Genomic DNA, 22,265 nt, shown 5'->3' with positions numbered 1-22,265 from the left:
GAACCCGTTCCGCAGGTACAAGAATGGCCGCCGCAACGGCGAGGCACCCCGAACGGTGAGGGTCCGGCGGAATGGGTGGCCACCGGACCCCGTACGTGCCCTCCGTCGTCTTCCTCCGCGCTAGCGGAGCCCCGCGCGGCGGAGCGCCTCCGCCATCGCGTCGTTCACCGGCGGAGCCGCCTCGCGGGGGCCGCCGCGGCGCTGCTGGGGCGTGCCCGCGCCCCGGCGGCCCGGGCCGCCGCGCTCGGCACCCCGCTCCGGCCGCGGCCGGCCGCCGCCGCCCCCGCCGGACGGCGACGCGTCATCCAGCCGCAGCGTCAGCGAAATCCGCTTCCGCGGGATGTCGACGTCCATGACCTTGACCCGCACGATGTCCCCCGGCTTGACGACGTCCCGCGGGTCCTTCACGAACGTGCGGGACATGGCCGACACGTGCACCAGCCCGTCCTGGTGGACGCCGACGTCCACGAACGCGCCGAACGCCGCCACGTTCGTCACGACGCCCTCCAGGACCATGCCCGGCTCCAGGTCGCCGATCTTCTCGACGCCGTCCTTGAAGCTGGCCGTCCTGAACGCGGGCCGCGGGTCGCGGCCGGGCTTCTCCAGCTCGCGCAGGATGTCGGTCACCGTCGGCAGACCGAACGTCGAGTCGACGAAGTCTTCCGGCCGCAGGGAGCGCAGCACGGCCGTGTTGCCGATGAGGGAGGCGACCTCGCCACCGGTCGTCTTCACCATCTTCCGCACCACCGGATAGGCCTCCGGGTGGACGCTGGAGGCGTCGAGCGGGTCGTCCCCGCCACGGATGCGCAGGAAGCCGGCGCACTGCTCGTACGCCTTGGGGCCGAGGCGGGCCACGTCCTTCAGGGCCCGGCGTGAGCGGAAGGGGCCGTTGGCGTCGCGGTGGGCGACGATGTTGTCGGCGAGGCCGGAGCTGATGCCGGAGACGCGCGCGAGGAGCGGGGCCGACGCGGTGTTCACGTCGACGCCGACGCCGTTGACGCAGTCCTCCACGACCGCGTCGAGCGAGCGGGAGAGCTTCACCTCCGACAGGTCGTGCTGGTACTGGCCGACACCGATCGACTTGGGGTCGATCTTGACGAGCTCGGCGAGCGGGTCCTGCAGGCGCCGCGCGATCGAGACCGCGCCGCGCAGCGAGACGTCCAGCCCGGGCAGCTCCTGGGAGGCGAACGCGGAGGCGGAGTAGACCGAGGCGCCGGCCTCGGAGACCATCACCTTGGTGAGCTTCAGCTCCGGGTGACGGGAGATCAGGTCGGCCGCCAGCCGGTCCGTCTCGCGGGAGGCCGTGCCGTTGCCGATGGCGACGAGCTCGACGCCGTGCTCCCGGGCGAGCCGGGCCAGCGTCGCGAGGGAGGCGTCCCACTTGTTCTGCGGGACGTGCGGGTAGATCGTCTCGGTGGCGGCGACCTTGCCCGTCGCGTCCACGACGGCGACCTTCACGCCCGTGCGGAAGCCGGGGTCGAGTCCCATCGTGGCGCGGGTGCCGGCCGGCGCGGCGAGGAGCAGGTCGCGCAGGTTCGCGGCGAAGACGCGGACCGCCTCGTCCTCGGCGGCCTGGCGCAGCCGCAGCCGCAGGTCGATCCCGAGGTGGACGAGGACGCGTGTGCGCCACGCCCACCGCACCGTGTCACCCAGCCACTTGTCGGCCGGCCGGCCCCGGTCGGCGATCCCGAAGCGCCGCGCGATCATCTGCTCGTACGAGCTCGGGCCCGCGGCCGCCTCGTCCGACGGCTCGGGCTCCAGAGTGAGGTCGAGGACCTCCTCCTTCTCGCCGCGCAGCATCGCCAGCACCCGGTGCGAGGGCAGCTCGGTGAAGGGCTCGGCGAAGTCGAAGTAGTCGGCGAACTTCGCGCCCGCCTCCTCCTTGCCCTCGCGGACCTTCGCGGCCAGCCGCCCGCGCGTCCACATCCGCTCGCGCAGCTCGCCGATCAGGTCGGCGTCCTCACCGAAGCGCTCGGTGAGGATCGCCCGCGCGCCCTCCAGCGCCGCCGCGGCGTCCGCGACGCCCTTGTCCGCGTCCGCGAAGGCGGCGGCCGCGGCGAGCGGCTCGGTGCCAGGGTCGGCGAGCAGGCCGTCCGCCAGCGGCTCCAGGCCGGCCTCCCGCGCGATCTGCGCCTTCGTGCGCCGCTTGGGCTTGAAGGGCAGGTAGATGTCCTCCAGGCGGGCCTTGGAGTCGGCGGCCCGGATGCGCGCCTCCAGCGCCTCGTCGAGCTTGCCCTGGGAGCGCACGGACTCCAGGACCGCCGTGCGGCGCTCCTCCAGCTCGCGCAGGTACCTCAGCCGCTCCTCGACGGTGCGCAGCTGCGCATCGTCGAGCATCTCGGTGGCCTCCTTGCGGTAACGGGCGATGAACGGCACGGTCGACCCGCCGTCGAGCAAGTCGACCGCGGCCTTCACCTGCCGCTCCCGCACGCCGAGCTCCTCGGCGATCCTGCCTTCGATCGACGCCCCGGGCGACGCACCAATTGCCGTCACGATCACGCTCCGCTTTCTCTTCGGGCTGCGGACTGCATTGTGGCAGGTGCCGCCGACAGCGCCGCGCCCGAGCCGCGCGGCGCCGGGCGTTTCGGCGCCGGGCGGCCTCAGCCGTTGCCGAGGAGGTCCGCCGGGAACGCGCCCGCGGCCACCACGGCCGCGGCGAAGGTCTTGCCCAGCTCGGTGAGGCGTGCCACGCCTGCCGCGCCCAGGTGCTCGTACGGTGCGGCGTCGAGGCGGTCGGTCTCCTCCTCCAGCTCCTCGCGCAGCGCGGCGCCCGCCTCCGTCAGCGCACCGGCCGCATCGAGCAGGCCGCGCGCCCGCAGCCGCTCCCGGCCGGCGTTCAGCTCATCAACGGTCCAGGAGCGTGTCCGCATGAGCCACTTGTCGCTCATGCCGCCGCCGGTGGCGCTGTGGCTGAGGAGCGCCTCGACCGGATCGAGCCCGGCCCGTACGAGCGCCAGGACGTGACCGTCGCCGCGGTGCTCGCGCAGCAGCGTGGCGGCGTGCCAGAGCGCGAGGTGGGGCGCCTCGGGCACGGGCAGGTCGGCGTGGGCGGAGTGCAGGGGGCGGCCGCCGCGGCCGCAGCCCTCCGCGGCGCGCAGAGCGAGCTCCGCGGCCTCGGCCATCTCCGGGGAGGCGACCGCGTCCTCGCCGAGCAGGCGGCGCAGCGTGCCGTCGACCGCGCGCAGCCGCGCGGCGAGGACGTCCTGCGGGGCGGCGACGTCCCAGACGGCCGGGAGGTGACGGGCGATCAGCTCGTGCTTGTAGTTGTAGAACGCGGCCGTGACCGGGCCCGGGCCGACGCGCCCGAACGCGGCCGACCGCGCGGCGATGTTGACCGCGGAGAAGTCCTCGATCCCCAGGGCACCCATCTCCCGGGCGATCTCGGGGGAGAAGTACACGGTGGCGTGGAAGGTGTTGAGGGGCTGCTGACAGCGGCGCGCGGCGTGCTCGGGCAGGGCCCCGTGGAGAGAAGTCATGCGCGCACGCTACCGACTGGTCGGTACGGCGTGAAGAGGGGTGCCCCCGGTCCGGCAGCGAGGGCCGGGGGAGGGCTGAGCGAGGGCAGGTCGATGGCAGGAAAGGTGGGATATTCGTCATTGCGGACACGTCCCGGCGAGCACAGCATGGTGACCATGACGCACCGCCGCACCCAGCGCCGCACCGTGCTGATCGTTCTGTTCGACGAGGTCCAGAGCCTCGACTTCACGGGCCCCGTCGAAGTGTTCGCCGGCGCGGGGCAGTGGGCGGGCGACCAGGGCACGTATCGCGTGCACACCGCCACCCTCGACGGCGGCCCCGTGCGCACCAGCAGCGGACTGCGCGTCACGCCCGACTCCGCCCTGCACGCCGCTCCCGCCGCGCACACCCTGCTCGTGCCGGGCGGCGAGGGCACGCGGCACCCCGACCCCCGCCTCATCGCCTGGCTGCGGGAGCACGCGCCGCGCGCCGAGCGCGTGGTGTCGGTGTGCACCGGGGCGTTCCTGCTCGCCGCGGCCGGCCTGCTGGAGGGCCGCCGCGCGACCACCCACTGGGCGTTCTGCGCCGCCCTCGCCGCGCGCTTCCCCGGCGTCAGCGTGGAGCCCGACCCCATCTACGTGCGCGACGGGAACGTCGTCACCTCCGCCGGCGTCACCGCCGGCATCGACCTCGCGCTCGCCCTCGTCGAGGACGACCTCGGCCGCGAGCCGGCCCTCGCCATCGCGCGCAACCTCGTCGTCTTCCTGCGCCGCCCCGGCAACCAGACCCAGTTCAGCGCCCCGCTCGCGGCCCAGACCGCAAGCCGCCCGCGGCTGCGCGACGTCCAGCACTGGATCGTCGAGAACCCCGCGGCCGACCTGTCCGTCGAGGCGCTCGCGGCCCGCGCGGACCTCTCCCCGCGCCACTTCGCCCGCGCCTTCCACAGCGAGACCGGCATGACGCCCGGCCGCTACGTCGACCGGGTCCGCCTGGAGGCCGCGCGCCGGCAGCTGGAGGACACCGGCGACGGCGTCGAGGAGGTCTCGCGCGCCTGCGGCTACGGCACGCCCGAGGCCATGCGCCGCGCCTTCGTCCGCGCCCTGGGCACCTCGCCCGCCGAGTACCGGCGCCGCTTCCGGCCGCTGACCGCGGCCTGAAGCCCGACAGGAAAGAAGGGACAACCGTGCAGATCGCCGTCCTGCTCTACCCCGGCTTCACCGCCCTCGACGCCATCGGCCCGTTCGACACCCTGAGCCCGCTCCCCGGCTCCGAGGTCGTCCTCGTCGCCGAGCGCGCCGGGCCCGTGCGCAACGAGAGCGGCAACCTGGGCCTCGTCGCCGACGCCTCGCTCGCCGAGGTCATGAGCCCGGACATCGTCGTCGTGCCCGGCACGGCCGACCCGGGCCCCCATATGGAGCAGGGGCCCGTCACCGAATGGCTGCAGCACGTCGACCGGACCACCACCTGGACGACGTCGGTGTGCTCCGGCTCCCTCATCCTGGCCGCCGCCGGACTGCTGACGGGCCGCCGCGCCACCTCCCACTGGCTGATGCTGGACCGGCTCGCCGCGTACGGCGTCGAGGCCACCGGGGAGCGCGTCGTCTTCGACGGCAAGTACGTGACCGCCGCCGGCGTCTCCTCCGGCATCGACATGGGCCTCGCGCTCGTGGGCCGGATCGCCGGCGACCGCGCCGCGCAGTCCGTCCAGCTGCTCATCGAATACGACCCGCAGCCGCCCTACGACGCGGGCTCACCGGAGAAGGCGCCCGCCGACCTGGTCGCCGAATGGCGGAACACCGACCTCGCGCAGCTCGTGCGGTCCAAGGGCAGGTGAGAGGCGGTCAGCGACCCGCGACGGGAAGGCCGGTACGGGGGTCCGGCCGCCCGTCCGCGGTGCGCTCGCCCACCGTCCACTTAAACCGCGGCTGCCGGCGCTCCAGGAACGCGGCGACGCCCTCCGCGGTGTCGCCGCCCGCGCGCTCCTGCTCCGCCCAGTACGCGATCCGGCCGGGAGCGGCGGCCCCCGAGGTGAACTCCTTGGCCGCGGCCTGCGTCAGCTGCGACCGCGAGGCCAGCACCTGCGTGAACTCCGCGACCCGCCGGTCCAGCTCCTCCCGCGGCCACACCTCGTCCACGAGGCCCGTCCGCAGCGCCCGCCCGGCGTCGATCAACTCGCCGGAGAAGAGCAGGTACTTGGCCGTGGCCGGGCCGGTCAGCTCCACCAGCCGGCGCGTGGAGGAGGCCCCGTAGACGATGCCGAGCTTCGCCGGGGTCACCCCGAAGGACGCGTTGTCGGACGCGAACCGCAGGTCGCACGCGGCGGCGAGCTGGCAGCCGCCGCCCACGCAGAAGCCACGGACGGCGGCGAGCGTGGGCTTGGGGAAGGCGGCGAGGGCGTCCTCGGCCGCGATCGCGAGGTCCCGCGAGCGGTCGGCGCCCTCCGTCAGCGAGGAGATGTCGGCGCCCGCGCAGAACGTGCCGCCCTCGCCGGTGAGCACCAGCACCCGGACGGCCGGGTCGGCGGCGCACCGCTCCAGCAGCCCGGGGAGCGCCCGCCACATGTCCGTGGTCATGGCGTTGCGCTTGGCGGGGTTGGCGATGCGCACCGTGGCGGTGCCGCCGGTGACGTCCAGGTGAAGTGCGGGCTCCATGCGCCGGATGCTAACCGGGCCCTCCCTCGGAATACCTAACTCCGGGTCGCTCAGGGAACGTGGAACGGGGTGTCCAGGAACAGTCGCGTGAGTGACCGTGGCATACGCATCCGGTCAAACTCCGTCGATAACCGATGTTTTGTGGTCAGCCCGCCGGTACGGACCCTCATGTTCCCAACACTCAGGGATGCGATCGACCATGGTGAGGGGTTGGTATCGGACATGGAAATCCTCGGGAGCGTCCCGCCCGACCGCGGGCAGGCCCCGCCCCGCAGCCCGGTCGAATACGACGGCGCCTGGCGGTTCACCGCTCCCGCGCTGCACTCCTCCGTCCCGCGCGCGCGGCACGCCGTCCGCGACCTCCTGCGGCGCCAGCGCGTGCCTTTGTGCGAGGACCTGCTGCAGGGACTCCTGCTGATCGTCTCGGAGCTGGTCACCAACGCCGTCCAGCACGCCGCCCTGCTCTCGCCCGAGGTGGCGGTGGAGGTCTCCATCGGCCGCCGCTGGGTGCGGGTGGCCGTCGAGGACGACCACCCCTACCGGCCCAAGCCCCTGGAGGCGGACGACGAGCGCATCGGCGGCCGCGGGCTGCTGCTCGTCCAGGCCATCTCCGCCGAGGCCGGGGGCATGTGCGACGTCGAGCACACCGCGCGCGGCGGCAAGGTGGTCTGGGCCGCCCTGCCGCTCCCCGCGCCCGCCGGCGGGCCTACCAGCCCGCCGCGTCCCCGGTGACCTCGCGGACCACGGGCCGCGCCGCGTCCAGCACCGTCATGAACCACGCCGAGAACGGGTAGCGCGCCCGCAGCGCCTCCAGCTCGGCCGGGGTCACGAACGCGGTCTCGGCGATCTCCTCCGGGGCAGGGCGCGGCTCGGCCCGTACGATCCCCACGAAGAGGTGGTTGTACTCCTGCTCGACCAGGCCCGAGTCCGGGTCGGGGTGGTTGTAGCGCACGGTCCCGGCCTCGCGCAGCAGCGCGGGCGCGAGCCCCAGCTCCTCACCCGTGCGGCGCGCGGCCGCCACGAACGGGGGCTCGCCCGGATACGGGTGCCCGCAGCACGTGTTCGACCACACACCGGGGGAGTGGTACTTCTCCAGCGCCCGGCGCTGCAGCAGCAGCCGGCCCGCGTCGTCGAAGAGGAAGACCGAGAACGCCCGGTGCAGCTTGCCGGGGGCGATGTGGGCGGAGAGCTTCTCCGCCGTGCCGATGGTTCTGCCGTCCTCGTCGACCAGCTCCAGCATGATCGGTTCGGTTGCGTCCTCCGGCGAGGGGACCGCTGCGGTGTCGGCGGAGAGGCCATTGGCTGGTGTGATCGGCATTGACCATCCTCGTTGTCGGTCTTCGGCCCTCAAGTCTGCCGTACCGGGCAGGGGCGTCAATGACAGAGCTTCGCCTCGTGCTCCGCATGGCCGCCGGGCTCCAGCTGGAAGGTGCAGTGCTCGACGTCGAAGTGCTCGCCCAGGCAGCCCTGCAGGTCGTGGAGCATTTTCTCGTGCCCGACCGAGTCCAGCGCCAGGTGGTCGACGACCACGTGGGCGGAGAGCACGGGCATTCCGGATGTGATCGTCCACACATGGAGGTCGTGCAGGTCCTGCACGCCCGGCAGCGCCGTGATGTGCGCCCGGATCTCGTCCATGTCGACGTCCTTGGGCGCCGCCTCCAGCAGGACGTCCAGCGCCTCGCGCAGCAGCTTCAGCGTGCGCGGCACGATCATCAGGCCGATCAGGAGCGAAGCGATGGGGTCGGCCTGCGTCCAGCCCGTCAGCATGATCACCAGGGCGGAGACCACCACCGCGAACGAGCCCAGCGCGTCCGAGAGGACCTCCAGGAACGCCCCGCGCACATTGAGGCTCTCCTTCTGGCCGCGCATCAGCAGCGCCAGGGAGATCAGGTTCGCGACGACGCCCACCAGACCGAAGATCACCGTCGTGCCGCCCGGCACCTCGGTCGGGCTGATCAGGCGCCCCACCGCCTCGTAGAGGATGAAGCCGCCCACGCCGAGCAGCAGCAGGCAGTTCAGCAGCGCCGCCAGGATCTCGGCCCGGGCATAGCCGTAGGTGCGCCGGCCGCTCGTCGGGCGGTTCGCGAAGTGGATCGCGACCAGCGCCATGCCCACCCCGACGGCGTCCGTCGCCATGTGCCCGGCGTCCGCCAGCAGCGCCAGCGAACCGGTCAGCGCGCTGCCCGCGATCTCCGCCAGGAGCACCGTGAGCGTGATGCCCAGCGCGATCCGCAGGCGCCCCTTGTAGGCCGCGGCGGCCGTACCGCTCGTGCCCGGCGGGGGTCCCCCGTGAGAGTGACCGTGATCGTGCCCTGCGCCCATGAGATGCCGCCTTCGGAGATACGGGTGCCCGCCCGGCCGGCGGCTGCCGGCCGGGACCCAGTGAACTACGGGTGGGGGGTATCGGGCAACGCGGCACTGAACACCGTTGTCATGTGCTCTGACCTGCGAAGATGCGGATCTCGCCGACCTGCGGCGATCACCCCGCGTGGGGGCGGTGTCAGCCCTGCGGGAGGCTCTCCCGGGCCTCCGGGTGGTGCAGGCACCAGCCCTCCCACGCGGACGTCACCATGCTGCGGACGTCGTGCGCGGGGCTCCAGCCGAGCTCCTTCGCGATGAGCTCGTTCGAGGCCACGACACGCGCCGGATCACCCGGACGGCGCGGCTCGACGAGCGGCGCGGGCTCCCTGCGGCCGGTCACCTCGGCGATCAGACCGGCCATCTCCCGGACCGAGACGCCCTCGCCCGTGCCCACGTTCAGCGTGAGGTCGCCCGGCTCCGCGCGCCCGGCCAGCCGGCGGGCCGCCGCGAGGTGCGCGGTCGCCAGGTCCTCGATGTGGATGTAGTCGCGGACGCAGGTGCCGTCCGGGGTGGCGTAGTCGTCGCCGAAGATCCGCGGCGCCTCGCCCCTGGTGAGCCGGTCGAACATCATCGGGATGATGTTGAAGATCCCGGTGTCCGCGAGCTCCGGCACCGCCGCGCCCGCCACGTTGAAGTAGCGCAGGCAGGCCGTCGACAGGCCGTGCGCCCGCCCGGCGGCCCGGACCAGCCACTCGCCCGCCAGCTTCGTCTCGCCGTACGGGTTCATCGGCGCGCACGGCGTGTCCTCCGTGACGAGGTCCACGTCCGGCATGCCGTAGACGGCCGCGGAGGAGGAGTACACGACGTTGCGGACGCCCGCGGCGACCACGGCCTCCAGCAGCACGGTCAGGCCGTGCAGGTTCTCGCGGTAGTAGAGGAGCGGCTTCTCCACCGACTCCCCGACCTGCTTCTTCGCCGCCAGGTGCACGACGCCGGTCACGCGCAGCTCTGCGAGGGCGCGGTCGAGCAGCTCGCGGTCCAGCACCGAGCCCCGCACCAGCTCGCAGCCCGCGGGCAGCCGTGCGGCCACGCCCGTGGACAGGTCGTCCAGCACGGCGACCCGCTCGCCGGCCTGCGTCATCGCCCGGGCGACGTGCGCTCCGATGTACCCGGCACCGCCTGTGATCAGCCATGTCATGACCGGCACCCTAGCGCCTGGACGGCGGGTGACGAGGTCGCTCCGCTCCGGTGACCGCGTCCCGCCGGTGCGGCGGGCGTGTTCGTGCGCGGGAGCCGGCGGCGCAGGACCGGCCCGCCGTGAATGGCTCGCGCCGGCCGGCCCTGCTCCGGTGACCGGCTATTCCGCCGGACTCTCGCCATGGTGGCGTCCCGCCGTTGCGGCGGGCGGGTGCGCCGCAGCGGCGAGCGCGCGCGGAGCGCGGGAGCCCGGCGGTGCCGGGCCTGCCCGCCGGAATCGCGCCCCTGCCGGTCGTGTCCCGGTGACCGGGCATTCCGCCGGACTGCCACCGGCCGGGAACCGGACGACCGGGCCGGGCGTCCTTTCAGTGGCGGACCCTGCCGGAGGCATACCGGCGGTGAACGGCGCCTTCCGGTGATCCGATAGCCTCTGCCGACGTGCCGGCCCCCGCCGGGGGTCTCCGGCACCACCGCCGCCCGCCGCGTCCCGCGGCCCCGGGGCGGCCATGCCCGCCGCAAGGAGTGAGTTCGTCTGTCGACCGCCATCCTCACCGGTCCGCCGCCCGCCGGCTCCTCCCTGGAGGAGGACCTGCGGTCCCTCGGCTTCGCCGTCCGCGTGACGGCGGACGTCGCCGGGGCGCTGGCCGCCGTCCCGGCCGCGGAGCGGGTTGCTGTGGTGGACCACCGCTTCGTGGGCCACGTGCACGCCCTGCGCCTCGCCCTGACCGACCCCCGCTTCCCGGCCGGCGCCGTCGAGGGCGCGCTCGCCGTCCAGCCGGACGCGCGCGCGTCCCTGACGCGCGCGCTGAGCGCGGTGACGGCCGCGGGCCCGGCCGCGCAGGGCTCCGGCCCGGCCGAGCGGGGTCCGGGTGACGCTGGCCTGCCCGGCGCCCTCGCCGCCCGGCTGGAAGCCGACGGCGTCCCCGTGCACCGGCCCGACCTCGGCGTCCTCGTCGCCGCCGTGCCGGACGGCGACGAGGCCCGCGCCAAGACGCTCGCCGAGACCGGCGCCGTCGACGACGAGGCCGTACGGCTGCGCAGCGCCGTGAAGTCCCGCGACGGGTTCTTCACCACCTTCTGCATCAGCCCGTACTCGCGCTACCTCGCCCGCTGGTGCGCCCGCCGCGGCCTCACCCCCAACCAGGTCACCACCGCGTCCCTGCTGACCGCCCTGATCGCGGCCGGCTGCGCGGCGACCGGCACCCGGGGCGGCTTCGTCGCCGCCGGCGTGCTGCTGCTGTTCTCCTTCGTCCTCGACTGCACCGACGGGCAGCTCGCCCGCTACTCGCTGCAGTACTCCACGCTCGGCGCCTGGCTCGACGCGACCTTCGACCGCGCCAAGGAGTACGCCTTCTACGCGGGCCTGGCCCTCGGCGCGTCCCGCGGCGGCGGCCACGACGACGTATGGGCGCTCGCGCTGGGCGCGATGGTCCTCATGACCTGCCGCCACGTCGTCGACTTCTCCTTCAACGAGGCGAACCACGACGCCACGGCCAACACGAGCCCGACGGCCGCGCTCTCGGGCCGGCTCGACAGCGTCGGCTGGACCGTCTGGGCCCGCCGCATGATCGTGCTGCCCATCGGCGAGCGCTGGGCGCTGATCGCGGTCCTCACCGCGCTCACCACGCCCCGCACCGTCTTCTACGTGCTGCTGGCCGGCTGCGCCTTCGCCGCCTGCTACACCACCGCGGGCCGCGTCCTGCGCTCCCTGACCCGCAAGGCGCAGCGGACCGACCGCGCCGCGCAGGCGCTGGCCGACCTCGCCGACTCCGGCCCGGTCGCCGAGGCCGCGGCCGGCAGCCTCGGCCGCACCGTGCCCGGCCGGGCCTACAGCGCGCCCTTCTGGGCCGTCCTCGCCGCCGCCTGCCTGCTCATCGGCCCGCTGCTCACCGGCAGCGGCGGCACCTGGCGGGCCGTCCTGCAGGCCGTGGTCTACGCCGTCTTCGCCGGCGTCGCCGTCGCCCAGCCCCTCAAGGGCCCCCTCGACTGGCTGGTGCCGCCCGTCTTCCGGGGCGCGGAGTACGGCATGATCCTGGGCCTGGCCGCCCAGTCCGGCGCCCCGGGCGCCCTCCCGGCGGCTTTCGGCCTGGTGGCCGCGGTCGCCTACCATCACTACGACACGGTGTACCGCATCCGCGGCGGCACCGGCGCGCCCCCGCACCGGCTGGTGCGGGCGATCGGCGGACACGAGGGTCGCGTCCTGGCGGTCACCATCGCGGCCGCCCTGTGGCACGGCCGAGGCTTCACCATCGCGCTGACGGTCCTCGCGGCCGCCATCGCCCTCGTGGTGCTCAGCGAGAGCATCCGCTTCTGGGTGTCCTCCGGGGCACCCGCAGTACACGACGAAACAGGAGAACCCGCATGATCGGCCTCGTGCTGGCCGCCGGCGCCGGACGGCGTCTGCGTCCCTACACCGACACTCTGCCCAAGGCCCTGGTGCCCGTGGACGGTGACACCACCATCCTCGACCTCACCCTGGCCAACTTCGCCGAGATCGGTCTGACCGAGGTCGCGATCATCGTGGGCTACCGCAAGGAGGCCGTGTACGCCCGCAAGGAGGCCCTGGAGGCCAAGTACGGCCTGAGCCTCACCCTGATCGACAACGACAAGGCCGAGGAGTGGAACAACGCCTACTCCCTGTGGTGCGGCCGGGACGCCCTCAAGGACGGCGTGATCCTCGCCAACGGTGACACCGTGCACCCGGTCTCCGTCGAGAAGACCCTGCTCGCCGCCCGCGGCAACGGCCAGAAGATCATCCTCGCCCTCGACACGGTGAAGCAGCTCGCCGACGAGGAGATGAAGGTCGTCGTGGACCCGGACAAGGGCGTCCAGAAGATCACCAAGCTGATGGACCCGGCCGAGGCCACCGGCGAGTACATCGGCGTCACCCTGATCGAGGGCGAGGCCGCCGCCGACCTCGCCGACGCCCTCAAGGTCACCTTCGAGCGCGACCCCGACCTCTACTACGAGGACGGCTACCAGGAGCTCGTCAACCGCGGCTTCAAGATCGACGTGGCCCCCATCGGCGATGTCCAGTGGGTCGAGATCGACAACCACGACGACCTCGCCAAGGGCCGGGGGATCGCGTGCCAGTACTGACGAGGCTCATCCCCTCGCCGGTCGTCGTCGACATCCGGGCCGGAGCCCTCAACGATCTGGCGGGCGTCCTCGCCGATCAGCGGATCTCCAGCTCCGGCAAGCTGGCCGTCGCCATCAGCGGCGGCTCCGGGGCGGTGCTGCGCGAGCGGCTCGCCCCGGCGCTGCCCGGCGCCTCGTGGTACGAGGTGGGCGGCGGCACGCTGGACGACGCCATCAAGCTGGCCGACGCGATGAAGTCCGGCCACTACGACGCCGTGGTCGGCCTCGGCGGCGGCAAGATCATCGACTGTGCGAAGTACGCCGCCGCGCGCATCGGCCTGCCGCTGGTCGCCGTGGCCACGAACCTCTCGCACGACGGGCTCTGCTCGCCGGTCGCAACCCTCGACAACGACGCGGGCCGCGGCTCGTACGGCGTGCCCAACCCGATCGCCGTCGTGATCGACCTCGACGTGATCCGTGAGGCCCCGGTCCGCTTCGTGCGCTCCGGCATCGGCGACGCGATCTCCAACATCTCCGCCGTGGCGGACTGGGAGCTCGCCGCCCGCGAGCGCGGCGAGGACATCGACGGCCTGGCCGCCGCCATGGCCCGGCAGGCCGGCGAGGCCGTGCTGCGCCACCCCGGCGGCGTCGGCGACGACGGCTTCCTGCAGGTGCTGGCCGAGGGCCTGGTCCTGACCGGCATCGCCATGTCGGTGGCCGGCGACAGCCGTCCCGCCTCCGGCGCCTGCCACGAGATCAACCACGCCTTCGACCTGCTCTACCCCAAGCGCGCGGCCAGCCACGGCGAGCAGTGCGGCCTCGGTGCGGCCTTCGCGATGTACCTGCGCGGCGCCCGCGAGGAGTCCGCGCTGATGACCGAGGTGCTGCGCCGGCACGGCCTGCCCGTGCTGCCGCAGGAGATCGGCTTCAGCGCCGAGGAGTTCGTCGCGGCGGTGGAGTACGCCCCGCAGACCCGCCCCGGGCGCTACACGATCCTGGAGCACCTCGCCCTCTCCACCGACCAGATCAGGGACGCTTACGCCGACTATGCCAAAACCGTCACTAGCTGAACTCCGCCCGGTCGTCCACCCCGGCGGGCTCAAGGACCGGCGCAGCGGCGAGCACTGGGCCGGGCGCCTGTACATGCGCGAGATCTCGCTGCGCTGCACGCGGGTCCTGCTCAACAGCCGCCTCACGCCCAACCAGTACACGGGCCTGATGATCCTTGCGGGCATCGCCGCGGGCGCGGCCCTGGTGATCCCGGGCCTGACCGGTGCGATCCTCGGCGCGCTGCTGATCCAGCTGTACCTGCTGCTGGACTGCGTGGACGGCGAGCTCGCGCGCTGGCGCAAGGTCACCTCCACCACCGGGGTCTACCTCGACCGGGTGGGGCACTACCTCTCCGAGGCCGCGCTGCTCGTGGGCTTCGGCATCCGGGCGGCGGACGTCCTGCACAAGGACGGCGCGTCCACGCAGTGGCAGTGGGCCTTCCTGGGCACGCTGGCGGCGCTCGGCGCGATCCTGATCAAGGCGGAGACGGACCTCGTCGACGTGGCCCGCGCCCGCAGCGGCATGGCGGCCGCCGAGGACTCCGCGGCCACCCCGCGCTCCTCGGGCATGGCCCTGGCCCGCAGGGCCGCGGCCGCGCTGAAGTTCCACCGGCTGGTCGGCGGCGTCGAGGCGTCGCTGGTGATCCTGGTGGCGGGCATCGCGGACTTCGTCCACGGCGACCTGCTGTTCACGCGTGTCGCGGTGGTCCTGCTCGCCGCCGTCGCGGTGCTGCAGACTGTGCTGCACCTGGTGTCCATCCTCGCGTCGAGCAGGCTCCGATGAACGCTCCCTCCGCTTCCGCGCTCAAGGTCGGCGCGGTCGTCCTCACCATGGGCAACCGCCCCGCGGAGCTGCGCGCCCTGCTGGAGTCGGTCGCCAAGCAGGACGGCGATCCGATCGAGGTCGTCGTCGTCGGCAACGGCTCCCCGCTGCCGCCGATCGCCGTCCCGGGCCTTACGGTGCGCACGGTCGAGCTGTCGGAGAACGTCGGCATCCCGGCCGGGCGCAACGTGGGCATCGAGGCGTTCGGGCCCGCCGGGCGCGAGGCGGACGTCCTGCTGTTCCTGGACGACGACGGCCTGCTGCCCGGCCAGGACACCGCCGAGCTGTGCCGGCAGGCGTTCGCCGCCGATCCGAAGCTCGGCATCATCAGCTTCCGGATCGCCGACCCGGACACGGGCGTCACCCAGCGCCGCCACGTGCCGCGGCTGCGCGCCTCCGACCCGATGCGCTCCTCGCGGGTGACCACCTTCCTGGGCGGCGCCAACGCCGTCCGCACCCGGGTCTTCGCCGAGGCGGGCCTGCTGCCGGACGAGTTCTTCTACGCGCACGAGGAGACCGACCTCGCCTGGCGGGCCCTCGACGCGGGCTGGATGATCGACTACCGCGCGGACATGGTGCTGCACCACCCGACGACGGCCCCGAGCCGGCACGCGGTCTACCACCGGATGGTCGCCCGGAACCGGGTCTGGCTCGCCCGGCGCAACCTGCCGGCCCCCCTGGTCCCGGTCTACCTCGGCGTGTGGCTGCTGCTGACCCTGGCCCGGCGGCCCTCCCTGCCCGCGTTGCGGGCGTGGTTCGGGGGCTTCAAGGAGGGCTGGACGACTCCCTGTGGTCCACGGCGCCCCATGAAGTGGCGTACCGTGTGGCGCCTGACCCGGCTGGGTCGGCCTCCCGTGATCTGACAAGCTCTTGTCTATGAGCACCGGGCGCGGGCCGGGGCGAGCCCCCGGCAGCGCACCTTGAGGACGAAAGTGTCAACTGTGAGCGAGACAACGCACGGCAGTGCGGTCGCCATGAGTGCCCCGCCATCGCCCGACGACGGCCTGCCCGCCGCCGAGCTGGCCAGGAAGTACGGCCTGGCGGTGAGCGGGGCCCGCCCGAGCCTGCCGGACTACGCCCGGCAGCTGTGGGCCCGGCGGCATTTCATCGTCGCGTTCTCCCGGGCGAAGATGACGGCCCAGTACAGCCAGGCCAAGCTGGGCCAGGTCTGGCAGGTGGCGACGCCGCTGCTGAACGCCGGCGTCTACCTGCTGATCTTCGGTCTGCTGATGCAGCAGTCGAAGGGCATGGGGATCCGTACGTACATCCCCTTCCTGGTGACGGGTGTCTTCGTCTTCACCTTCACCCAGAGCTCGGCGATGGCCGGCGTGCGCTCCATCTCCGGCAACCTGGGCCTGGTGCGCGCCCTGCACTTCCCGCGGGCGGCCCTGCCGATCTCGTTCGCGATGCAGCAGCTCCAGCAGCTGCTGCTGTCGATGTGCGTGCTGTTCGTCTTCCTGATCGGCTTCGGTCACATGCCGGGCCCGTCCTGGGCGCTGATCGTCCCGGTCCTGGTGCTGCAGTTCCTCTTCAACACCGGTCTGGCGATGATCCTCGCCCGGGCCGGCAGCAAGACGCCCGACCTGGCGCAGCTCCTGCCGTTCATCACGCGCACGTGGATGTACGCGTCCGGTGTGATGTACAACATGGTGGAGGCGCTGGAGAAGACGCACGCGCCGAAGTGGGTCATCGACGTGGTCGGGGCCAACCCGGCCGCCGTCTACATCGACCTGATGCGCTGGTCCCTGATCGACGACCACAGCCGGATCCACCTGCCGCCGCACGTGTGGCTGCTGGCGGTTGCCTGGGCGGTCGTGGTGGGCATCGGAGGCTTCGTGTACTTCTGGAAGGCTGAGGAGCAGTACGGCCGTGGCTGAACAGAACCCGACCCCCGGGGCGGACGCCGCCCGCGTGCCCACCGTGATCGCGGACGACGTCCACATCGTCTACCGCGTCTACGGGGGCAACACCGGCCGCGGCAGCGCGACCGCCGCCCTGAACCGGCTCGTGCGGCGCCAGCCGAGCGCGGGCGTGCGCGAGGTGCACGCCGTCAAGGGCGTGAGCTTCACCGCCTACCGCGGCGAGGCGATCGGCCTGATCGGCTCGAACGGCTCCGGCAAGTCCACCCTGCTGAAGGCGATCGCCGGGCTGCTGCCCACCGAGCGCGGCAAGGTCTACACCGACGGCCAGCCCTCGCTGCTGGGCGTGAACGCGGCCATGATGAACGACCTCACGGGCGAGAAGAACGTGATGCTCGGCGGCCTGGCCATGGGGATGTCGCGCGAGCAGATCCGCGAGCGCTACCAGGACATCGTCGACTTCTCCGGGATCAACGAGAAGGGCGACTTCATCACGCTGCCGATGCGGACCTACTCCTCCGGCATGGCGGCCCGGCTGCGGTTCTCCATCGCCGCGGCCAAGGACCACGACGTGCTGATGATCGACGAGGCGCTGGCCACCGGCGACCGCTCGTTCCAGAAGCGCTCCGAGGCCCGCATCCGCGAGCTGCGCAAGCAGGCGGGCACGGTCTTCCTCGTCAGCCACAACAACAGGTCGATCAGGGACACCTGCGACCGCGTGCTGTGGCTGGAGCACGGCCAGCTGCTCATGGACGGCCCGACCGAGGAAGTGGTCCGGGCGTACGAGAAGGAGACGGCCCGCTAGCCGCGGCCGTGACATGCGTCTCGCGGGGCCTCCGCCGGTCTGCTCCGGCGGGGGCCTTGACCGTTCCGTAACGATCAACTGGCTTATTGACAGGGTTGATTCGCCGCCCGCGTGGCATTGTATGGATCAAGCACCTACCCGGTCGCGCGTCGGACAGGTGTGCGGCGTACGCTGTACCGTGCCGAATTACGGCGAAGCGTGCGATACCGGTGTATCCGCGGCGCCGGAGACGGCGTCGGACGCGATGGGGCGGCTGATGCCGGAGGGGGAGCAGGGGGCGCCGAAGGGGGTGTCTACCCTGCGGCGTGTCCGAAATAGGATGTTCTGGGTCGGCAGTGTAGAACGGGAGATGTGACGGCAATGGCTGTATTGGCTGCGGGGCCTCTCCAGATCCGAGGCGTGCACGCCGTCCCCGGTCCGGGCAGCCCGCTGTGACGGCGGGGACGGACGCGCACGAGCGCGCCGTGCTCGACAAGGCCGCGCACGAGAACTTCCCCGTGGCACCCTTCTTCGTGCCGCGCGCCTGGCGGGACGACCTGATGGCCGTCTACGGATACGCCCGCCTCGTCGACGACATCGGCGACGGCGACCTGGCCCCCGGCGGCCGGGACGCCGAGCTGCTGGGCCTGGACCGCTCGCAGAGCGACGACCGCCTCACCATGCTGGACGCCTTCGAGGCCGACCTCCTGCGCGTCTTCGACGCATCGGGCACCGGCCCGCGCCACCCGCTGCTGCGCCGCCTGCGGCCCACCGTCCGCCGCTGCGGGCTCGCCCCGGAGCCCTTCCTGGCGCTCGTCGAGGCCAACCGCCAGGACCAGCGCGTCCGCCGCTACGGTACGTACGACGATCTGCTCGCCTACTGCGAGCTGTCCGCGAACCCCGTCGGCCGCCTCGTCCTCGGCATCACCGGCACCGCCAGCCCCGAGCGGATCCGCCGCTCGGACGCGGTCTGCACCGGGCTGCAGATCGTGGAGCACCTGCAGGACGTCGCCGAGGACCTCGGCCGCGACCGCGTCTACCTCCCGGCCGAGGACATGGCGCGCTTCCGCGTCGCCGAGGCCGACCTCGCGCGCCCGGTGAGCGGCGCATCGTTGCGCGCCCTGGTCGCGTACGAGGGGGAACGCGCCGGGGAACTGCTGAATGAAGGCACCCCCCTGGTGGGTAGCGTCCACGGCAGGTTGAAGCTGTTGCTCGCGGGGTTCGTGGGCGGGGGGAGGGCCGCGCTCCGCGCGGTCGCCGCCGCAGGACACGACGTACTGGCCGGACCGCCCAAGCCCACCAAGCTCAGCCTGCTGCGCGAGGTGGGAGCGACACTGCGAAGAGAGGGGTGAGCAGGACCGTGAACGGATCGCCCGACGCGTCCGCACCGGTGCTCGCCGCGTACAGCTACTGCGAGGCGGTCACCGGCCAGCAGGCCGGCAACTTCAGCTACGGCATCCGGCTCCTGCCGACCGCCAAGCGGCGCGCCATGTCGGCGCTCTACGCCTTCTCGCGCCGCGTCGACGACATCGGCGACGGGCCCCTGGACGCCGACGCCAAGCACCGCCGCCTGGAGGAGACCCGCGAGCTGCTCTCCCGCATCCGGGAAGGCCGCATCGCCGAGGACGACACCGACCCGGTGGCCGTCGCGCTCAGCCATGCCGCGCGCCGCTTCCCCATCCCGCTCGGCGGGCTGGACGAACTCATCGACGGCGTTCAGATGGACGTGCGCGGCCGGACGTACGAGACCTGGGACGACCTCGCGGTGTACTGCCGGTGTGTCGCGGGCGCCATCGGCCGCCTCTCGCTCGGCGTGTTCGGCACCGTGCCCGGCGCGCGCGACGCCGCGCGCGCCGCGGAGTACGCCGATACCCTCGGCCTGGCCCTGCAGCTGACCAACATCCTGCGCGACGTCCGCGAGGACGCCGCCAACGGCCGCACCTACCTGCCCTCCGACGACCTCGCGAAGTTCGGCTGCTCCGAGGGCTTCCACACGGCCCGGCCCCCGGCCGGCGCCGACTTCACCGGCCTCGTCCACTTCGAGGTCCGGCGCGCCCGCGCCCTGTTCGCCGAGGGCACCCGGCTGCTGCCCATGCTCGACCGGCGCAGCGGCGCCTGCGTCGCCGCCATGGCCGGCATCTACCGCAGGCTGCTCGACCGGATCGCCGAGGACCCCGAGGCGGTCCTGCGCGGCCGGGTCTCGCTGCCCGGCCGGGAGAAGGTCTACGTCGCCGTGCGCGGCCTGTCCGGCCTCGACGCCCGCAGCGTCCACCGGCGGACCGCCGGGGGGCGCGCTTGATGCCCCTGACCCGGGCCGGCAAACGGCGCGCAACCCTCCGCCCTGCGACCACGTCCCTGACAGCAGCCGAAGGGGTGCGCACATGACAGCCACGACAACCGGGCCCGGCCGCGGCCCCCAGGACGGGGACGGCGCCGCGCCCTCCCGCGCCGTGGTCGTCGGCGGCGGCCTCGCGGGCATCACGGCCGCCCTGGAGCTCGCCGACGCCGGCGTGCGCGTCACCCTCCTGGAGGGCCGGCCGCGGCTCGGCGGCCTCGCCTTCTCCTTCCGCCGCGGCGACCTCACCATCGACAACGGCCAGCACGTCTACCTGCGCTGCTGCACCGCCTACAGCTCGTTCCTCGACCGGCTCGGCGCCCTGCACCTCGCCCCGCTGCAGGACCGCCTCGACGTGCCCGTGCTCGACGTCGGCCACCCCTCCGGCAAGCCGCGCCTCGGGCGGCTGCGCCGCGCTGCCCTTCCTTGGCTGCCGGTCCCGCTGCACCTCGCCGCCAGCCTCGCCACGTACCCGCACCTCTCGCTCGCCGAGCGCGCCGCGGTCGGCCGGGCCGCGCTCGCCCTGCGCGGCCTCGACCCGCAGGACCCCGCCCTCGACGGCACCGACTTCGGCGGCTGGCTGCGCCGCAAGGGCCAGTCCGCCCGCGCCGTCGAGGCCCTGTGGGACCTCATCGGCGTGGCCACGCTCAACGCCACCGCCGGCGAGTCCTCGCTCGGCCTGGCCGCCATGGTCTTCAAGACCGCGCTGCTCACCGACCCCGGCGCCGCCGACATCGGCTGGGCGCACGTCCCCCTCGGCGAGCTGCACGACACGCGCGCCCGCGCCGCCCTCGACAAGGCGGGCGTCCGCACGCTGCTGCGCACCCGCGCCACCGGCATCGCCCGCACGGCCGACGGCACCTGGCAGATCGGCGCCGAGACGGGCCCCGGCACCGCCGAGCAGCTCACGGCCGATGCGGTCGTGCTCGCCGTGCCGCAGCGCGAGACCCACGCCCTGCTGCCCGACGGCGCGCTCGACGAGCCGGGCCGGCTGCTGGACATCGGCACCGCCCCCATCCTCAACCTGCACGTCGTCTACGACCGCAAGGTCCTGCGGCAGCCGTTCTTCGCCGCCCTGGGCTCGCCCGTGCAGTGGGTCTTCGACCGCACGGAGTCCTCCGGGCTCGCCGCGCGGGGCGAGGGCGGCCAGTACCTGGCCGTCTCCCAGTCGGCCGCGCAGGACGACATCGAGCGGCCCGTCGCCGAGCTGCGCGCCCGCTACCTTCCCGAGCTGGAACGGCTGCTGCCCGCCGCGCGCGGCGCCGGCGTACGGGACTTCTTCGTGACCCGGGAGCGGACAGCGACGTTCGCCCCCACCCCGGGCGTCGGCAGGCACAGGCCGGCCGCCCGCACGAACACGCCCGGCCTGTACCTGGCCGGCGCGTGGACCGCCACCGGCTGGCCCGCGACCATGGAGGGCGCGGTGCGCAGCGGTGTCCACGCCGCCGGCGCGGCACTCTCCGAGCTCGGCCGACCGCATGTGAGCCCCCTGCGGGAGGCGGTATGACCGAGGCGAGCCATGAAGCGTCGCGTGCCCGCAGCGGGCCGCGCACGAGCACGACCACCAGAGGAGAGACCGTGACTTCGGCGATCCCAGCTGTCGACACCGCAGGCGTCAACGCCATGCTGGAGCGGGGACGGACGCTCGCCACGCCGGTGCTGCGTGCTGCCGTGGACCGGCTCGCGCCGCCCATGGACACCGTCGCCGCCTACCACTTCGGCTGGATCGACGCCGAGGGCCGGCCGGCGCACGGCGACAGCGGCAAGGCCGTCCGCCCCGCGCTCGCCCTGCTCTCGGCCGAGGCCGCCGGGCGCGCCCCCGAGGTGGGCATCCCCGGCGCCGTGGCCGTCGAGCTCGTGCACAACTTCTCGCTCCTGCACGACGACCTGATGGACGGTGACGAGCAGCGCCGCCACCGGGACACCGTCTGGAAGGTGTACGGGCCCGAGCAGGCCATCCTCGTCGGCGACGCCCTCTTCGCGCTCGCCAACGAGATCCTGCTGGAGCTCGGCACCGTCGAGGCAGGCCGCGCCACCCGCCGGCTCACCACGGCCACCCGCAAGCTGATCGACGGTCAGGCCCAGGACATCTCCTACGAGCACCGCGAGCGGGTCACCGTCGAAGAATGCCTGGAGATGGAGGGCAACAAGACCGGTGCCCTGCTCGCCTGCGCCGTCTCCATCGGCGCCGTCCTCGGCGGCGCCGACGACCGCACGGCCGACATCCTGGAGGCCTACGGCTACCACCTCGGCCTCGCCTTCCAGGCGGTGGACGACCTGCTCGGCATCTGGGGCGACCCGGAGGCCACCGGCAAGCAGACCTGGAGCGACCTGCGCCAGCGCAAGAAGTCGCTGCCCGTGGTGGCGGCCCTCGCCGCCGGCGGGGAGGCCTCGGAGCGGCTCGCGGAGATCCTCGCCGCCGACGCCAAGCTGAGCGACGCCCAGCTCGCCGACTTCGACGAGGAAGAATTCGCCAGCCGCGCGGCGTTGATCGAAGAGGCGGGCGGCCGGGAGTGGACCTCCCAGGAGGCCCGCCGCCAGCACGCGACCGCGATCGAAGCCCTGGACCGAGTTGACATGCCCGCAGAAGTCCGAGCCCAGCTGGTGGCGCTCGCCGACTTCGTCGTCGTACGAAAGAGATGATTGCCATTCACCCGATCTAGACGATCGCGGTCGCGTGCTGGCGGCGGGCCTCCTGGGAGGTCCACTCCCGGCCGCCCGCCTCTTCGATC

Annotated in this window: 20 protein-coding genes; 14 read left to right on the top strand and 6 right to left on the bottom strand. The window is 73.4% G+C overall.

The genetic code is table 11. From position 1 onward, the window contains the following. Positions 1-120 precede the first annotated feature (120 nt). Together ACSNOH_RS16620 and ACSNOH_RS16615 are read right to left on the bottom strand one after the other, a co-directional pair. On the bottom strand, positions 121-2,493 hold the full coding sequence (locus tag ACSNOH_RS16620; RefSeq protein WP_436722116.1) for a Tex family protein: 2,373 nt from the start codon (positions 2,491-2,493) through the stop codon (positions 121-123). Between the two features lie 107 nt (positions 2,494-2,600). After that, complete coding sequence (locus tag ACSNOH_RS16615; RefSeq protein WP_436722115.1) at positions 2,601-3,476, bottom strand: SCO6745 family protein; 876 nt, start codon at positions 3,474-3,476, stop codon at positions 2,601-2,603. A gap of 156 nt (positions 3,477-3,632) precedes the next feature. On the opposite strand from ACSNOH_RS16615, the gene ACSNOH_RS16610 reads away from it, so the two are divergent. Next, positions 3,633-4,613: a GlxA family transcriptional regulator gene (locus ACSNOH_RS16610; protein ID WP_436722114.1), complete on the top strand. Its 981-nt coding sequence runs from the start codon at positions 3,633-3,635 to the stop codon at positions 4,611-4,613. A gap of 26 nt (positions 4,614-4,639) precedes the next feature. After that, positions 4,640-5,290, top strand: coding sequence for a DJ-1/PfpI family protein (locus ACSNOH_RS16605; protein ID WP_436722113.1), 651 nt, complete (start codon positions 4,640-4,642; stop codon positions 5,288-5,290). A 7-nt stretch (positions 5,291-5,297) separates the two neighbouring features. On the opposite strand, the gene ACSNOH_RS16600 is transcribed toward ACSNOH_RS16605, so the two are convergent. Next, positions 5,298-6,107, bottom strand: coding sequence for an enoyl-CoA hydratase/isomerase family protein (locus tag ACSNOH_RS16600; RefSeq protein ID WP_436722112.1), 810 nt, complete (start codon positions 6,105-6,107; stop codon positions 5,298-5,300). A 222-nt stretch (positions 6,108-6,329) separates the two neighbouring features. Between ACSNOH_RS16600 and ACSNOH_RS16595 the strand changes: the two genes are divergently transcribed. Next, positions 6,330-6,839, top strand: a complete 510-nt coding sequence (locus ACSNOH_RS16595; RefSeq protein ID WP_436722111.1) for an ATP-binding protein — start codon at positions 6,330-6,332, stop codon at positions 6,837-6,839. On the opposite strand, the gene idi is transcribed toward ACSNOH_RS16595, so the two are convergent. The 3 genes from idi to galE form a co-directional block, all read right to left on the bottom strand. Further along, positions 6,814-7,425: an isopentenyl-diphosphate Delta-isomerase gene (gene idi / locus ACSNOH_RS16590; protein WP_436722110.1), complete on the bottom strand. Its 612-nt coding sequence runs from the start codon at positions 7,423-7,425 to the stop codon at positions 6,814-6,816. The genes ACSNOH_RS16595 and idi overlap by 26 nt on opposite strands. A 56-nt stretch (positions 7,426-7,481) precedes the next feature. Continuing rightward, the gene (locus tag ACSNOH_RS16585) at positions 7,482-8,429 is read right to left on the bottom strand and encodes a cation diffusion facilitator family transporter (protein WP_436722109.1); all 948 of its coding nucleotides are present in this window, start codon (positions 8,427-8,429) and stop codon (positions 7,482-7,484) included. 178 nt (positions 8,430-8,607) lie between these two features. Next, entirely contained in the window at positions 8,608-9,606 is a 999-nt protein-coding gene (gene galE / locus ACSNOH_RS16580) for a UDP-glucose 4-epimerase GalE (RefSeq protein ID WP_436722108.1), read from the bottom strand. Between the two features lie 531 nt (positions 9,607-10,137). Here galE and ACSNOH_RS16575 point away from each other — a divergent pair. The 11 genes from ACSNOH_RS16575 to ACSNOH_RS16525 all read left to right on the top strand — a co-directional run bounded on the left by ACSNOH_RS16575 (position 10,138) and on the right by ACSNOH_RS16525 (position 22,176). After that, positions 10,138-11,970: a DUF5941 domain-containing protein gene (locus ACSNOH_RS16575; RefSeq protein ID WP_436722121.1), complete on the top strand. Its 1,833-nt coding sequence runs from the start codon at positions 10,138-10,140 to the stop codon at positions 11,968-11,970. Further along, complete coding sequence (locus ACSNOH_RS16570; RefSeq protein WP_058042608.1) at positions 11,967-12,704, top strand: sugar phosphate nucleotidyltransferase; 738 nt, start codon at positions 11,967-11,969, stop codon at positions 12,702-12,704. The genes ACSNOH_RS16575 and ACSNOH_RS16570 overlap by 4 nt, the downstream gene beginning before the upstream one ends. Continuing rightward, positions 12,692-13,753: an iron-containing alcohol dehydrogenase family protein gene (locus ACSNOH_RS16565; RefSeq protein WP_436722107.1), complete on the top strand. Its 1,062-nt coding sequence runs from the start codon at positions 12,692-12,694 to the stop codon at positions 13,751-13,753. The genes ACSNOH_RS16570 and ACSNOH_RS16565 overlap by 13 nt, the downstream gene beginning before the upstream one ends. Continuing rightward, positions 13,731-14,516, top strand: a complete 786-nt coding sequence (locus tag ACSNOH_RS16560; RefSeq protein WP_436722106.1) for a CDP-alcohol phosphatidyltransferase family protein — start codon at positions 13,731-13,733, stop codon at positions 14,514-14,516. The genes ACSNOH_RS16565 and ACSNOH_RS16560 overlap by 23 nt, the downstream gene beginning before the upstream one ends. Then, the gene (locus ACSNOH_RS16555) at positions 14,513-15,418 is read left to right on the top strand and encodes a glycosyltransferase family 2 protein (RefSeq protein WP_436722105.1); all 906 of its coding nucleotides are present in this window, start codon (positions 14,513-14,515) and stop codon (positions 15,416-15,418) included. Before ACSNOH_RS16560 ends, ACSNOH_RS16555 begins: the two co-directional genes overlap by 4 nt. Positions 15,419-15,496: 78 nt before the next feature. Next, positions 15,497-16,432, top strand: a complete 936-nt coding sequence (locus ACSNOH_RS16550; protein WP_436722104.1) for an ABC transporter permease — start codon at positions 15,497-15,499, stop codon at positions 16,430-16,432. Continuing rightward, positions 16,425-17,219 carry an ABC transporter ATP-binding protein gene (locus ACSNOH_RS16545; protein WP_436722103.1) on the top strand — a complete coding sequence of 265 codons (795 nt, stop codon included), beginning with the start codon at positions 16,425-16,427 and terminating at the stop codon, positions 17,217-17,219. Before ACSNOH_RS16550 ends, ACSNOH_RS16545 begins: the two co-directional genes overlap by 8 nt. Positions 17,220-17,650: 431 nt before the next feature. Continuing rightward, a complete protein-coding gene (hpnC, locus tag ACSNOH_RS16540; RefSeq protein ID WP_436722102.1) occupies positions 17,651-18,550 on the top strand; it encodes a squalene synthase HpnC in 900 nt (299 codons plus the stop codon). Further along, positions 18,547-19,497 (top strand): presqualene diphosphate synthase HpnD, encoded by a 951-nt coding sequence (gene hpnD / locus ACSNOH_RS16535; RefSeq protein WP_436722101.1) that lies wholly within the window; start codon positions 18,547-18,549, stop codon positions 19,495-19,497. The genes hpnC and hpnD overlap by 4 nt, the downstream gene beginning before the upstream one ends. Positions 19,498-19,579: 82 nt before the next feature. Then, positions 19,580-21,040 carry a hydroxysqualene dehydroxylase HpnE gene (hpnE, locus tag ACSNOH_RS16530; RefSeq protein ID WP_436722100.1) on the top strand — a complete coding sequence of 487 codons (1,461 nt, stop codon included), beginning with the start codon at positions 19,580-19,582 and terminating at the stop codon, positions 21,038-21,040. A gap of 71 nt (positions 21,041-21,111) precedes the next feature. Next, complete coding sequence (locus ACSNOH_RS16525) at positions 21,112-22,176, top strand: polyprenyl synthetase family protein (protein WP_436722099.1); 1,065 nt, start codon at positions 21,112-21,114, stop codon at positions 22,174-22,176. Positions 22,177-22,265 lie beyond the last annotated feature (89 nt).

Origin of the sequence: Streptomyces sp. URMC 127 (assembly GCF_051386535.1) — a bacterium.
GTDB lineage: Bacteria > Actinomycetota > Actinomycetes > Streptomycetales > Streptomycetaceae > Streptomyces.
This window is presented reverse-complemented; position numbering and strand designations above follow the sequence as displayed.

What these genes read in the sequence shown, in the direction of transcription:
- ACSNOH_RS16615 (WP_436722115.1), bottom strand. Translation starts at nt 3,476, where the DNA reads ATGACTTCTCTCCACGGGGCCCTGCCCGAGCACGCCGCGCGCCGCTGT.
- ACSNOH_RS16610 (WP_436722114.1), top strand. Translation starts at nt 3,633, where the DNA reads ATGACGCACCGCCGCACCCAGCGCCGCACCGTGCTGATCGTTCTGTTC.
- ACSNOH_RS16600 (WP_436722112.1), bottom strand. Translation starts at nt 6,107, where the DNA reads ATGGAGCCCGCACTTCACCTGGACGTCACCGGCGGCACCGCCACGGTG.
- ACSNOH_RS16595 (WP_436722111.1), top strand. Translation starts at nt 6,330, where the DNA reads ATGGAAATCCTCGGGAGCGTCCCGCCCGACCGCGGGCAGGCCCCGCCC.
- idi (WP_436722110.1), bottom strand. Translation starts at nt 7,425, where the DNA reads ATGCCGATCACACCAGCCAATGGCCTCTCCGCCGACACCGCAGCGGTC.
- ACSNOH_RS16585 (WP_436722109.1), bottom strand. Translation starts at nt 8,429, where the DNA reads ATGGGCGCAGGGCACGATCACGGTCACTCTCACGGGGGACCCCCGCCG.
- galE (WP_436722108.1), bottom strand. Translation starts at nt 9,606, where the DNA reads ATGACATGGCTGATCACAGGCGGTGCCGGGTACATCGGAGCGCACGTC.
- ACSNOH_RS16570 (WP_058042608.1), top strand. Translation starts at nt 11,967, where the DNA reads ATGATCGGCCTCGTGCTGGCCGCCGGCGCCGGACGGCGTCTGCGTCCC.
- ACSNOH_RS16560 (WP_436722106.1), top strand. Translation starts at nt 13,731, where the DNA reads ATGCCAAAACCGTCACTAGCTGAACTCCGCCCGGTCGTCCACCCCGGC.
- ACSNOH_RS16555 (WP_436722105.1), top strand. Translation starts at nt 14,513, where the DNA reads ATGAACGCTCCCTCCGCTTCCGCGCTCAAGGTCGGCGCGGTCGTCCTC.
- hpnE (WP_436722100.1), top strand. Translation starts at nt 19,580, where the DNA reads ATGACAGCCACGACAACCGGGCCCGGCCGCGGCCCCCAGGACGGGGAC.